This window comes from Campylobacter aviculae, from assembly GCF_005406215.1.
GTDB lineage: Bacteria > Campylobacterota > Campylobacteria > Campylobacterales > Campylobacteraceae > Campylobacter_D > Campylobacter_D aviculae.
Genome location: NZ_NXMA01000010.1, coordinates 70728 through 83246 on the forward strand (window position 1 = coordinate 70728; position 12519 = coordinate 83246).

The 12519-nt window shown below is 29.5% G+C and carries 12 protein-coding genes and 1 pseudogene; 8 read left to right on the forward strand and 5 right to left on the reverse strand.

Going from position 1 to position 12519, the window contains the following annotated elements:
* Complete coding sequence (gene rho, locus CQA76_RS06465) at window positions 1-1299, reverse strand: transcription termination factor Rho (RefSeq protein WP_137622609.1); 1299 nt, start codon at window positions 1297-1299, stop codon at window positions 1-3.
* 131 nt (window positions 1300-1430) lie between these two features.
* On the opposite strand from rho, the gene CQA76_RS06470 reads away from it, so the two are divergent.
* The gene (locus tag CQA76_RS06470; RefSeq protein ID WP_137622610.1) at window positions 1431-3797 is read left to right on the forward strand and encodes a heavy metal translocating P-type ATPase; all 2367 of its coding nucleotides are present in this window, start codon (window positions 1431-1433) and stop codon (window positions 3795-3797) included.
* The gene (locus tag CQA76_RS06475) at window positions 3790-3993 is read left to right on the forward strand and encodes a cbb3-type cytochrome oxidase assembly protein (RefSeq protein WP_137622611.1); all 204 of its coding nucleotides are present in this window, start codon (window positions 3790-3792) and stop codon (window positions 3991-3993) included. The genes CQA76_RS06470 and CQA76_RS06475 overlap by 8 nt, the downstream gene beginning before the upstream one ends.
* Window positions 3994-4024: 31 nt before the next feature.
* Here the strand turns inward: CQA76_RS06475 and CQA76_RS06480 are convergent, their stop codons facing one another.
* Window positions 4025-4327: a c-type cytochrome gene (locus tag CQA76_RS06480; RefSeq protein ID WP_137622612.1), complete on the reverse strand. Its 303-nt coding sequence runs from the start codon at window positions 4325-4327 to the stop codon at window positions 4025-4027.
* A 162-nt stretch (window positions 4328-4489) separates the two neighbouring features.
* Between CQA76_RS06480 and CQA76_RS06485 the strand changes: the two genes are divergently transcribed.
* From CQA76_RS06485 to CQA76_RS06505, 5 genes and pseudogenes are all read left to right on the forward strand, one after another.
* On the forward strand, window positions 4490-5017 hold the full coding sequence (locus CQA76_RS06485; protein WP_269747341.1) for a D-glycero-alpha-D-manno-heptose-1,7-bisphosphate 7-phosphatase: 528 nt from the start codon (window positions 4490-4492) through the stop codon (window positions 5015-5017).
* Window positions 5014-5964, forward strand: a complete 951-nt coding sequence (rfaD, locus tag CQA76_RS06490) for an ADP-glyceromanno-heptose 6-epimerase (RefSeq protein WP_137622614.1) — start codon at window positions 5014-5016, stop codon at window positions 5962-5964. The genes CQA76_RS06485 and rfaD overlap by 4 nt, the downstream gene beginning before the upstream one ends.
* Window positions 5957-7345: a D-glycero-beta-D-manno-heptose-7-phosphate kinase gene (gene rfaE1 / locus CQA76_RS06495; protein ID WP_137622615.1), complete on the forward strand. Its 1389-nt coding sequence runs from the start codon at window positions 5957-5959 to the stop codon at window positions 7343-7345. Before rfaD ends, rfaE1 begins: the two co-directional genes overlap by 8 nt.
* On the forward strand, window positions 7338-7898 hold the full coding sequence (gene gmhA / locus CQA76_RS06500; RefSeq protein ID WP_137622616.1) for a D-sedoheptulose 7-phosphate isomerase: 561 nt from the start codon (window positions 7338-7340) through the stop codon (window positions 7896-7898). Before rfaE1 ends, gmhA begins: the two co-directional genes overlap by 8 nt.
* Window positions 7898-8654 (forward strand): annotated as a pseudogene (locus tag CQA76_RS06505) (glycosyltransferase family 25 protein). Before gmhA ends, CQA76_RS06505 begins: the two are co-directional and overlap by 1 nt.
* Before the next feature lie 11 nt (window positions 8655-8665).
* On the opposite strand, the gene CQA76_RS06510 reads toward CQA76_RS06505, so the two are convergent.
* The 3 genes from CQA76_RS06510 to waaF are packed head-to-tail and all read right to left on the reverse strand — an operon-like array spanning window position 8666 to window position 12287.
* A complete protein-coding gene (locus tag CQA76_RS06510; RefSeq protein WP_170999719.1) occupies window positions 8666-9796 on the reverse strand; it encodes a hypothetical protein in 1131 nt (376 codons plus the stop codon).
* 8 nt (window positions 9797-9804) lie between these two features.
* Window positions 9805-11304, reverse strand: a complete 1500-nt coding sequence (locus CQA76_RS06515; protein WP_137622617.1) for an MBOAT family O-acyltransferase — start codon at window positions 11302-11304, stop codon at window positions 9805-9807.
* A gap of 41 nt (window positions 11305-11345) precedes the next feature.
* Window positions 11346-12287: a lipopolysaccharide heptosyltransferase II gene (gene waaF / locus CQA76_RS06520; protein WP_137622618.1), complete on the reverse strand. Its 942-nt coding sequence runs from the start codon at window positions 12285-12287 to the stop codon at window positions 11346-11348.
* Window positions 12288-12446: 159 nt separating this feature from the next.
* Between waaF and CQA76_RS06525 the strand changes: the two genes are divergently transcribed.
* A partial coding sequence (locus tag CQA76_RS06525; protein WP_170999721.1) for a glycosyltransferase occupies window positions 12447-12519 on the forward strand: 73 nt, incomplete at its 3' end.

A 12519-nucleotide genomic window follows, 5' to 3' on the forward strand; every position in this document is an offset into this window, starting at 1 on the left:
TTACTCATTCATTATAGATAGAAGTTCGACATTGTCTTTAGTTTTTAGCATTTTAGAATATAAAAATTTAAGTGCTTCAACATCATCCATTTGAGAAATAGCCGATCGTATTGCCCAAATTTTTTGAAGTTCTGCAACACCTTGTAAAAGTTCTTCTTTTCTTGTTCCTGATTTGATGATATTGATTGCAGGATAAATTCTTCTATCAGAAATATTTCTATCAAGTACGATTTCACTATTTCCCGTTCCTTTGAATTCTTCAAAAATCACATCATCCATTCTAGAACCGGTGTCGATTAATGCTGTAGCTATGATGGTTAAAGATCCACCATTTTCTATATTTCTAGCAGCACCAAAAAAGCGTTTTGGTTTATGGAGTGCGTTTGCATCCACACCACCACTTAAAACTTTTCCACTGCTAGGAGTTGCTGTATTGTAAGCTCTAGCAAGTCTTGTGATACTATCAAGTAAAATGATAACATCCTTGCCTGTTTCAACCATTCTTTTTGCTTTTTCTATAACAAGTTCTGCAACGCGAACGTGATTATAAGCAGGTAAATCAAAAGTAGAACTAAAAACTTCACCCTTAACGCAACGTTGCATATCGGTTACTTCTTCAGGTCTTTCATCAACCAAAAGAACGATCAAATGCATTTCTGGGTGATTTCTAGCAATTGCAGCTGCTAATTCTTTCATGAGTTCTGTTTTACCTGTTCTAGGTGGCGCTACAATAAGCCCACGTTGCCCTTTTCCTATAGGGGTAAAAAGATCTAAAACGCGTCCTGTTAATTTCATAGGATCGTATTCGAGTTTGATTTTTTCAGTAGGAAAAATCGGAGTTAGATTGTCAAATAATGGCCTTTCTTTAGCTTCTTGTAAAGGCATGTAATTGATCGCTTCGATTTTTAAAAGTGCGTAATATTTTTCTTGATCTTTAGGTTCTCTAACTTGTCCTGTGACGATATCGCCCACACGCAGTGCAAATTTACGAATTTGTGAGTTTGAAACATAAGCATCATTAACACTATCGCTTAAGTTAGAATCCATACCTCTTAAAAAGCCATAACCTTCACTTGAAATTTCTAAGATCCCTGTAAAAAGTATAAAACCACCCTTTTTAGTCTGTGCTTTTAAAATCTCAAAAATAAGTTCTTGGCGACGAAATTCGCGTGGATTTTCTATTTCGCATTCGTTTGCGATTTTGACTAAATTTTCTAAATCAAGTAATTTTAAGTCTTCTATTTTATAACCCTCAACTGGAATATGGGTTCTTTGATGTTGTTTTTTTTCTTTTTCCATAAGCCCTCGCAAGAAATTATGCAGTCATTTGCAGTAGTAAATTAAAATTGTGATTTTAATAAAAAAATACACTTTTTGTCAAATAATTTGCATATATTTGTTTATAATTATAAAAAAATATTTTTTAAAGATTGATTATGAAATGTGAACATTGTAGATTAAGCTACCAAAAATCCCAAATGATTCTTTATAAAGATAAATTTTTTTGTTGTAAAGGATGCGAGAGTGTTTGGAAAATCTTACATGAAACGGGTTTGGATGAATTTTATGAAAGATTAGGAGATCGGTCTTTAAAGCCTGTAAATTTAGAATTTTCAAATAAAAATTATGATGAATTTATCACTCAAACTAAGGAAGGTTTTAGTGAAATTTATCTTATGATTCATGGTATTGAGTGTGCAGCTTGTGTGTGGCTTAATGAAAAGATTTTAATCAAACAGCAAGGAATTTTAGAACTAGATATCAATCATTTAAGCCATAAAGCAAGGATAGTTTTCGATAAAGAAAGTATTTCTTTGACTCAAATTTTAAATTTAATCGAAAGTATAGGTTATAAAGCAAGTGCGTATAATCCTGCTAAAAGCTCGAAAAAAGCTGATTTAATGAAAAGGGAATTTTATTCTAAGCTTGTAGTGGGTATTGCTTGTGTGATGAATATCATGTGGATTGCTGTAGCAAAATATGCTGGTTTCTTTAGTGGTATGGATAGAGATATAAAGGATATTTTGAATTTTTTTGAATTCATTCTTTGCTCTCCTGTTCTTTTTTATACCGGATCTAATTTTTATAAAAGTGCTTTGAAATCTTTAAAACTCAAAAGCCTTAATATGGATACTTTAGTCATTAGCGGCGCTACTTTGGCGTATAGTTATTCTTTATGGGCTATGTTTACAAGATCTTCTGAGGTTTATTTTGACTCGGTTGCAATGATTATTTGCTTTGTATTTATAGGAAAATATCTTGAAATGTTTAGTAAAAAACGTGCCCTAGACACTATAGACGGATTGAATGATTTTTTGCAAAATGAGGTTATAGTTTTTAATGGAAAAGATTTTTCACCTAAAGAAGTGCAAAAAGTGTGCGTAGGAGATAGAATTTTACTCAAAAGTGGAGATAAAATTTTAATCGATGGAATTTGTAAAAAAGGTGAAGCAAGCATAGATACTTCATCCTTAAGTGGAGAAAACGAGCCTTGTTTGATTAAGCAAGGAGATGTGATCAATTCTGCTTGTATTGTTTTAGATGGAAGTATTGAATATGAGGCGAGTAAAATTTATAATGATTCTAAATTAAGTCAAATCATAAAGCTTTTGGAATTTGCAAGTATGAAAAAAGCAAAACTTGAAAGTTTGGTTTCTCAAATTTCTTCTTATTTTTCTCGCGTGGTTTTAAGTTTTGCTTTGATATGCTTTTTAGTGTGGTTTTTTTATTATAAGGCTGGAATTGAAATTTCTTTGATCAATGCCATTTCAGTTTTAATCATAGCTTGTCCTTGTGCCCTAGCTTTGGCTACTCCAGTTAGCAATCTTGTAGCACTTGGTAGAGCACTAAAAAAAGCAATTTTATTTAAGAGTTCAAGTGTGGTTGAAGATCTTTCAAAATGTAATATGGTTGTGTTTGATAAAACAGGAGTTTTAACTAAGCCTAATTTAGAGGTGAAAGATTTTTTCTTACATGAAAAATTAAATATTGATGAAATTTATACCTTTGTTTCGCTTTCAAATCATCCCATTTCAAAAAGTGTCGCACAATTTTTAAGTCAAAATAAAAACGCTAAACGTTTAAATTTGAATTTTAAAGAAGTGAGCAATATACAAGCAAAAGGCATTAGGGCTGTAATAAGCGATAAAGTTTTTTTAGGTGGAAATTTGAAATTTTTACAAGAAAATAACATAGTTTTTGATAAAGAATTTAATAATTCTCATTTTATTTTTGCTAAAAATGATGAGGTTTTAGCTTATTTTGAATTTTCAAGTGTTTTAAGAGAAGGAGCTAAAGACTTGATCACTTATCTTAAATCTATAAAAACTCAAGTGATGATTTTAAGTGGCGATAATCACAAAGCAGTTGAAAAAATCGCTAATGAGCTTGAAATTTCAGATTTTAAAGCTGCTTGTTTGCCTGAAGAAAAAATGCAAACTATAGAGCAATTAAGTCAAAATAAAAAAGTTTTGTTTGTGGGTGATGGGGTTAATGATGCTTTGGCATTAAAATACGCTGCTGTTTCTGTAAGTTTGCGTGAAGGAAGTGATTTGGCGATCGAAAATAGTGATATTTTACTTTTAAAAAATGATTTAAATTCTTTAAAAAATGCTATACAAATTTCAAAAAATACTTATAAAATCATCAAGCAAAATTTAACTCTTTCTTTACTTTACAATGCCTGTACTATACCTTTAGCTTTTTTAGGACTTATCAATCCTTTAATTGCAGCGATTTCTATGTCTTTTAGTAGTATAATGGTGGTTTTAAATGCTTTAAGGATAAAAAATGAATAGTGTGATTATGATGATGATAGCTGTTTCAATTCTTGGTTTTTGTGTGATTTTAGCTATCTTACTTTGGGGGATAAAAACCAAACAATTTGATGATGATTATAAATTTATTACTTTAAATGATGATGAAGAATCTTTGCGTGATGCTATAGAGCTTGAAAATCGTAAAAAAAAGGCCTTAAAAGATAAGAAAGATTGAGCTTTCATTATAAAAAATGAAAGCTTTGAAATTATTTTAAAGTTTCAATATATTTATCAACAGCTTCTAAATCAGCTTCGCTTAAGCTATTTAATTGAATTTTCATAATAGCACCTTGGCCGAATTTGTTTCTTGTACCTGCTTTATATTCTTTAAGTGCTTGTGCTCTTTCTTCAAAGCTTAAAGTTTTAAGAGCTGGAACTTTATTTAAATAAACTTTATCTGCTTTTGCGCCGTGGCATACTGCACATTTTTTAAATATAGTCGCACCATCAGCAGCAAAAGCTGAAACACCAAGACATGCTAAAGCAGAAATTACTAACATTTTTTTCATTGACTTTCTCCTTGAATTAATTTAATGTCAAGACTATTATATATCTTAATATTTTATAATTTCCTTAACTAAGATTAAAATAAATATATTTCGTTTGGCTAACTATATTTTTTAATAAAAATTTTGTTTAAAAAAGCTTGTATTTTCATAAAATATATTATAATGCTTTTTATGAAAAAGGCATTATTTTTAGATAGAGATGGTGTTATAAATATCGATAAAAAGTATGTTTATAAAATCGAGGACTTTGAATTTTGCGAAGGCATTTTTGATTTGTGCCGTTATTTTTTAAAAAAGGATTATTTGCTTTTTATCATCACAAATCAATCAGGTATCGCAAGAGGGTATTATAGCGAGGAGGATTTTTCTAAGCTTTGTGATTTTCTCTTGAAAGAATTTGAAAAGGAAAGAATTCATTTTTCTAAAATTTATCATTGTCCGCATTTACAAGATTGTGATTGTAGAAAGCCTAAACCTGGTATGCTTTTAAAGGCTAAAAAAGAATTTGATATAGATATGGAAAATTCTGTATTTATAGGGGATAATTTAAGCGATATGCAAGCGGGTTTTAATGCAAATATCAATACTTTGATTTTAATCGATCAGGAAAAAAAAGAAGGAAATTTTTTTAAGCAATTTGCAAATTTAAAAGAAGTTTTAAGCTTTTTTGAGAAAGGAAAAAATAAATGAAAATAGCCATTACAGGTGGAGCAGGTTTTATAGGATCTGGACTTGCTTTAGAATTGCAAAAAGATCATGAAATTTTAATCATCGATAAAATGTCAAGCAATGAAGTTTTAGATAATGGAAATTTAGAGTGTTTTGGACATTTTAAAAATTTACTCGATTTTGAGGGTGAGCTTTATGTTGGGGATATTAAAGATGAAAAAACTTTACAAAAGATTAAAAACTTTAAGCCCGATGTGATTTTTCATAAAGCAGCTATTTCAGATACTACAGTTTATAATCAAAATCAAGTTTTAACAACCAATTTAAATACTTTTAAAGATTTTATAGAATTAAGTATTGATCTTAATGCAAAATTGATTTATGCAAGTTCTGCTTCAGTTTATGGCAACCAACCAAGTCCTCAAAAGGTTGGGGTTGAAGATCCTAAAAATCCTTATGCATTTTCAAAACTTATGATGGATAAAATCGCAAAAAAATACTATGATAAAGCCCATCTTGTTGGACTTAGATATTTTAATGTATATGGAAAAGGTGAATTTTATAAACACAAAACCGCCTCTATGGTGGTGCAATTTGGCCATCAAATTTTAGCAGGTAAAAATCCTCGTTTATTTGAAAAGAGTGATCAAATTTATAGAGATTTTGTGTATATTAAGGATGCTATCAGTGCAAATTTAATCGCACTTGATTCTAAATGTGGAGTTTATAATGTAGGTAGTGGAATAGCAAGGACTTTTCAAGATATAGTCGATATTTTGCAAAAGGAGCTAGGGACTAACTTGCCTTGCGAGTATATTCCAAACCCTTATATTAAAGCTTATCAATTCCATACTCAAGCTGATCTTTCTAAAGATTGGAATTATCAACCGAAATTTAGTCTTGAAGATGGGATAAAAGATTATTTAGATGAGATCAAGCGTCTTTTTGAAAAGGAAGTGAATGCTTGAATTTTTAAGTCAGCAAAGGCCAAAAATTCTCATTATCGGAGATTTTATGGTAGATAATTATACTTGGTGTGATTGTTCTCGCATTAGCCCTGAAGCCCCTGTTTTGGTGGCAAAAACTTCAAAGCAAGATCAAAGGCTTGGTGGAGCTGCAAATGTTTATGCAAATTTAAAGAGTTTGGGAGCAGATGTTTTTGCATTGGGTGTTATAGGTGATGATAAAAATAGTGAGTTTTTAAAAGAAAATTTAAAGGGTGAGTTTTTGATCCAAAAGGGACGTAAAATTCCATTTAAAAATCGTATTATGGCACATAATCAGCAAGTATTAAGGCTTGATGAAGAAGATGTAAATGATATAACATTAGAAGATGAACTCATCGCTTTATTTTGCAAATATGTTAAAGATTTTCAAGCAGTGGTTTTGAGTGATTATGCTAAAGGGGTTTTAACTTCTAAGGTGTGTAAGACATTTATACAAAAAGCTAATGAATTAAACATTCCTATTTTAATCGATCCAAAAGGAAGTGATTTTAGCAAATATAGTGGCGCAACTTTACTTACTCCTAACAAAAAAGAAGCTTTAGAGGCTTTAAAATTTGAAAATTTAGATGGAGAAAATTTAGAAAGAGGCATTAAAAAATTAAAAGATGATTTTAGTTTAAAATATTCTATGATTACTCTTTCAGAAGCAGGTATTGCTGTGTATGATCAAAAATTACACATTGTACCTGCTAAGGCTTTAGAAGTGTATGATGTTACCGGAGCTGGAGATAGTGTGATCGCGGTTTTAGCTTTTTGCTTGGCAAATAAAGTGGATATTTTTAAGGCTTGTGAAATTGCTAATGAAGCAGCAGCGGTTGTTGTGAGTAAAGTGGGCAGTGTGAGTGTGAGTTTTGATGAGATAAAAAGCTTTAAAAGAAGTGATTTGGAGAAAAAAATTGTTAGTAAAAATGAGCTTATGAAAATTTTAAATGATAAAAATAAAAAAATCGTTTTTACTAACGGCTGTTTTGATATAGTGCATTTTGGGCATATAAAATATCTTCAAAAAGCTAAAAAATTAGGTGATATACTCATAGTAGGGCTAAATTCTGATGAGAGTGTGCGTCGCCTAAAGGGAAATGAAAGACCTATAAATTCAGAGTTTCAAAGAGCTTGTATGTTGGCAGCTTTTTATTTTGTGGATTTTGTTGTGATTTTTAATGAAGATACACCTTTAAAATTAATCGCAGATTTAAAGCCTGATATTTTGGTTAAGGGTGCTGATTATGAAGGGAAGGAAGTTGTGGGTGCAAATCTTGTTTCAAGGGTTGAATTGATCGAATTTGAAGAGGGTTTTAGTACGAGTAAAATTATAGAAAAAATTAGGAAACAAAATGATTAGCTTAGTAGAAAAAGAATGGCAAGAACATCAAGAAGTATTAAAAGCGAGTGAAGTTCTTAAAGGACAAATTGCAAAAGTAGGCGAGCTTATATGCAAATGCTTAAAAGAAAATGGCAAAATTCTCATTTGTGGAAATGGTGGAAGTGCTGCAGATTCTCAGCATTTTGCTGCTGAGCTTAGCGGTCGCTATAAAAAAGAACGCAAAGCTTTAGCGGGTATAGCTTTGACTACCGATACTTCGGCACTTAGTGCTATAGGAAATGATTATGGATTTGAGTTTGTATTTTCAAGACAGCTTGAGGCTTTGGCAAGTGAAAAAGATATCTTAGTGGGAATATCAACAAGTGGAAATAGCCCTAATGTTTTAGAGGCTTTTAAAAAAGCAAAAGAGCTTAAAATGCTTTGTATAGGACTGAGTGGAAAAAAGGGTGGAAAGATGAATGAAATTTGCGATTATAACCTTGTTGTGCCAAGTAATGATACAGCAAGAATTCAAGAAATGCACATTTTAATCATCCATACACTTTGTCAAATTATAGATAAGGAATTTTAATGAAAGCGTTTATAATCAATCTAGAACGTTCTAAGGATAGAAAAGAACATATGCAAAAACAAATTGCTAAGCTTTTTGAATATAATCCTAATTTAAAAGAAAAACTAGAGTTTGTGTTTTTTAAAGCTGTGGATGCAAAAAATAATGATCATTTAGAATTTAAAGAACATTTTCCTTGGTGGGCTTCTTGGGTATTTGGAAGAGAATTAAGCAATGGAGAAAAAGCCTGTTTTGCTAGTCATTATAAATTATGGCAAGAATGCATTAGGTTAAATGAGCCTATTATCATCTTAGAAGATGATGTGGAATTTAGTGATGAGTTTTTAAATAGGGGGGGGGTATTTAGACGATTTAATACAAAGTCGTTATGAATATATAAGATTTTGTTATACCTTCGATAAAAAATTATATGATTTAAATGATGGATATTGTATTAGTTTTGCAAGATTAAATGGAACTCAAGGATATTTTCTAAAACCTAGTACTGTAAGGAAATTAATAAATTGTAAAAAATTTATATGTCCAGTAGATGATTATTTGGATCAATTTTATAAACACAGAGTTTTAAATATAATTAAAAAGCCTTTATTATTGAAACAATCTTTTGATTTTGGAAGTTCTATTGATGATCGCAATATCTTAACATATAAAATTCCAATTCATAAAAAAATCATAAGAGAAATTTTTAGATTTTATTCAAGTATTTTTAGAATAGCATTCGCGTTTTATATAAAGAAAAAAATGAAATTAAAATAGCCTTTTAAAGGCTATTGATTATTTTTTATGTATTGTATGAAAGGATTTAAATCATAGTTTTTAATTTTTTCTTCCATGGTTTTAAAATAACTATCCATATTTTGTGGTGTTAAAATGTGAGTTTGTGTTTTTATGGCATCAAGTTGCATAGAATTCATAATGGAATTATAGTGCGATGGATCTTTGTAGTTTGCTATATTATCCGCATAATCAAGATCATCAAAACCAAAAATTTTAACGTTAGGGTATTTTTGTGTTTCCAAAATGAGCCATTTTAATACTGCTTGATATTTTGAAAATAAAATGCTGTCTTTGTTGTAATACTCTGGATCAAGATATAAAATTCTGTAGAGTAATTTTGAGTGTGTAGGGATAATTAAATCAAATTGCGTTTTAGGATGTGCTTTGATAAAACTTAAAAGATAAGTTTTTATGTATTGTTTATTTTTTTCTATATCTATATCAAGTTGTGGTGAAAATTTTTGTGCATTGAGTATCATATTTTTTAATTTTTGTTTATCATCTTCGTTTTTGTATTTCATCCAATTATCAAAACCACCAAAGAATTTTTTATATTCTTTTTCCCAATTAAGTAGTTTTTCTAAATTTGCATTTCCGACACAATATTCCTTTGTAGAAAATTCCAATGCACATAAAATGAATTTTTTATTTAGATAAACTTTAAAATCATTATAGATATTATCATCGTATAAAAAATCAAAAGAATTTATGGGCGGGTGGTTGGGTATTTTTAAGTTTGGATCATTTAAGGTAAAAGCATCAAGAGTATAAATAACTTGTTTGATATCTTTGCTTAAAAACAAATAATTTAAAATAATTGCTCTTTCATTAAGATAGCTTCCCCACATAGATAAATTAACCCATTTACGACCTAACTTTTTATCAGCTTCTTGTGCTGAGGTATTTTCTGTCATAGAGGTGCCTATGATAACTGAATTAAAATTTTCATTATCTATAATGCCTTTAGCTGAAAGTCTGATATTGTTTAGGTAAGTTTTTTCTCTAAAATAGGGTTTGTGATAAAGCATCAATGGATCATAAATATAAAGCAAAGCAAAAAGGGCAAAAGAAGAAATAAAATTAAAAGCTAGAACAATGAAAATCCATTTTTTATGACTCATTTTTTATCCTAAAAATTAAAATATATAAATTCAACGTAAGGTGCATAAATCAATGTCGTTAAAGCTACAAAGATTAAAAATGCTGTAAAAATAGCACTTTTGTAGTTGATTTTTAAATTTTGTGTTTTATCAATACTATTTTTAAATACAAGACATAAAATAAAAGCAACGATAAAAAAGCCGATAGTTTTATCATTACCACCTATAGTTTTTAAAACATCAGGTGCTTTATAAAATTTATGAGGAAGTTCTACCCAAACAATTCCAAACATTGATTTTAAAAGATTTATAGCTCCTGTTAAATTTTCACTTCTAAAGAAAATCCAAGTTATATTAATAAAATTAAAAGTAATAAACCAAGCTAAGAATTTATAAATCTTAGAGTTTAGAAATTTTTTACCATCTATATAAAAGCTGTAAATTCTATGACTTACCATAGCAAGTGCATGCAAAATTCCCCAGATCACAAATCCCCAACCCGATCCGTGCCATACTCCACTTACAAAAGCCACAATAAAAAGATTTCTTAAGTTAATAATTTTTCCAGCACGATTTCCACCTAATGGTATATAAAGATAATCTTTTAAAAATCGCCCCAAAGTTATATGCCATCTTCTCCAAAAATCAGCAATATTTAAAGCTTTATAAGGAGAATTAAAATTTGAAGGAAGAGTGATACCAAAAAATAAGGCCAAACCTATAGCCATATCACAATACCCACTAAAATCGAAATAAAGCTGAAAAGTATAAGAAAGGCTAGTAACCCAAGCTTCAAAGATATTTAAAAAACTTCCATCTTGAACCACCTTAAAACCAGCATTTGCCCATACAGCAAAATTATCTGCTATAAAGATTTTTTTAAAAAATCCAATAGAAAAGATAAACAAGCCTTTAGCCATAAGTTCCCAATTAACCAAAGAATTGTTTTTATTTAAAAGAGAATGAAATTGAGGCATCATTTCTTTATGATGAACAATTGGACCTGCTATAAGTTGCGGAAAAAAACTGACAAATAAGCAAAAATCGATAAAATCAATTTTTTTCTTTTTTGATAGCTCGTCGATATTTACCTTTTTGTAACAATCCACCAAAAAGGCAATTTTTTGAAAAGTAAAAAATGAAATTCCTAAAGGTAATAAAATGTGAGGTAGCGGGATATTAAAATCTAAATTAATGAGTTTTGAAAAAAGATTGAAATTTTCTAAGAAAAAATCCGTATATTTAAAAACGCCTAATAAAATAAGATTAAATGTTATACCAAGGCAAAGTAGCTTATATCCCTCTCCATGATCTTTTCTTAAAATCCAACTTGCAAGAAAATAATTCGTAATAGTTGAAAAGGCTAGAATGAAAATGTATTCTACTTTAAAATAGCCATAAAAAAATAAACTTGCTAAAGCTAAAAATACTTTTGCGCTAGTATAAAATTTATAAGCTTTTAAAATATAAAACCCTATTAAGGTAACAGGTAAAAAAGCAAAAATAAATACATAAGAACTAAAAAGCATTACCAATCCTTAAAACAGAAAAGGTAATTATACAAAAAAAATCAAAATAAATTTTTAGCCCTTTCTATAACCAAATCAGGTTTTAAATCTTTCATGCATTTATGATGTTTTAAAGGACAAGTTTTTTGCATACAAGGCATACATTCTAGATTTAAATGCACTAATTTTGCGTTAGGATTTTGCCAAGGCGAGGTTTGGGTAAATTTGGTAGGACCAAAGATAGCTATGGTTTTGATTTTATAAGCAGCTGCTATGTGCATAGGACCGCTATCGTTTGTTATGAAAAGATCGCAAAGGGCTATATTTTGACATAGGGTTTGGATACTTGTTTTATTGCAAAGATTTTTAGCTTTAATGTGTGATTTTTTTAAAAGCCTTTCGATTTCATCGCAAAGAATTTGTTCGCCATTGCCTGCACCAAAAATTAAAATTTCATGGCTTTTTGAAAATTCTTTTGCTACCTCGGCAAAATACTTAGCATCCCAACGCTTGGCACTTCCAAAGGTGGCTCCTGGATTGATTCCTAGAATTTTTTTACCATTTTTAAGTATCAATGGGTGTGAAAATTTTGCTTTAATTGGGAGTTGCAGTTCTTTAGAATGAATTTTGAAATTAAAAGAATTTTCTATAAAATAAAGGTATTTCAAAACTTGATGTTCTTCTTTAAATTTACGCTTGTTGAAAAAATATCTTTTTTTTGCTTTTAATATATTTAAAATAATTTTAGAAGATAAGGCCGATCTAAAAGAGATGGCAAAGTCTATTTTAAATTCTTTGCGTAATTTTAAGGCTTGTTTGTAGCGTTTTTTTCTATCTTCTATGATGATTTTAGAATGAGAAAAATTTTTAAAAAGCTGGGTGGAAGCAAAAGATCCATAAAGGATAAACTCAGCGTCTTTAAAATATTCTTTTATGCCATATAAAGCTGCTGAAGCCATCACAGCATCGCCTAGCCAAGTGGGAAGATGGATGAAAATTTTCATGAAAACCTTAAAATTTAGATAAAATTTTTTATAATTTTAACAAAAAACTAGAGAAAATACGCCAAGAATTAATCTTGTTATTTAGTGATAATTTTATATAGATGATTTTTTGTATAAAAAATAAATTTTATCATCCAAAAAACCTCTTAAAGGATTTTAATGCCTCAAATCTCAATTATCCTACCAACTTATAATGTAGAATTATACATAGCAAGAGCTTTGCAAAGTTGTA

Bases quoted from the DNA above. Each gene is read 5' to 3' on its own strand.
- rho (WP_137622609.1), bottom strand. From the start codon at position 1,299: ATGGAAAAAGAAAAAAAACAACATCAAAGAACCCATATTCCAGTTGAG.
- CQA76_RS06475 (WP_137622611.1), top strand. From the start codon at position 3,790: ATGAATAGTGTGATTATGATGATGATAGCTGTTTCAATTCTTGGTTTT.
- CQA76_RS06480 (WP_137622612.1), bottom strand. From the start codon at position 4,327: ATGAAAAAAATGTTAGTAATTTCTGCTTTAGCATGTCTTGGTGTTTCA.
- CQA76_RS06485 (WP_269747341.1), top strand. From the start codon at position 4,490: ATGCTTTTTATGAAAAAGGCATTATTTTTAGATAGAGATGGTGTTATA.
- rfaD (WP_137622614.1), top strand. From the start codon at position 5,014: ATGAAAATAGCCATTACAGGTGGAGCAGGTTTTATAGGATCTGGACTT.
- rfaE1 (WP_137622615.1), top strand. From the start codon at position 5,957: ATGCTTGAATTTTTAAGTCAGCAAAGGCCAAAAATTCTCATTATCGGA.
- gmhA (WP_137622616.1), top strand. From the start codon at position 7,338: ATGATTAGCTTAGTAGAAAAAGAATGGCAAGAACATCAAGAAGTATTA.
- CQA76_RS06510 (WP_170999719.1), bottom strand. From the start codon at position 9,796: ATGAGTCATAAAAAATGGATTTTCATTGTTCTAGCTTTTAATTTTATT.
- CQA76_RS06515 (WP_137622617.1), bottom strand. From the start codon at position 11,304: ATGCTTTTTAGTTCTTATGTATTTATTTTTGCTTTTTTACCTGTTACC.
- waaF (WP_137622618.1), bottom strand. From the start codon at position 12,287: ATGAAAATTTTCATCCATCTTCCCACTTGGCTAGGCGATGCTGTGATG.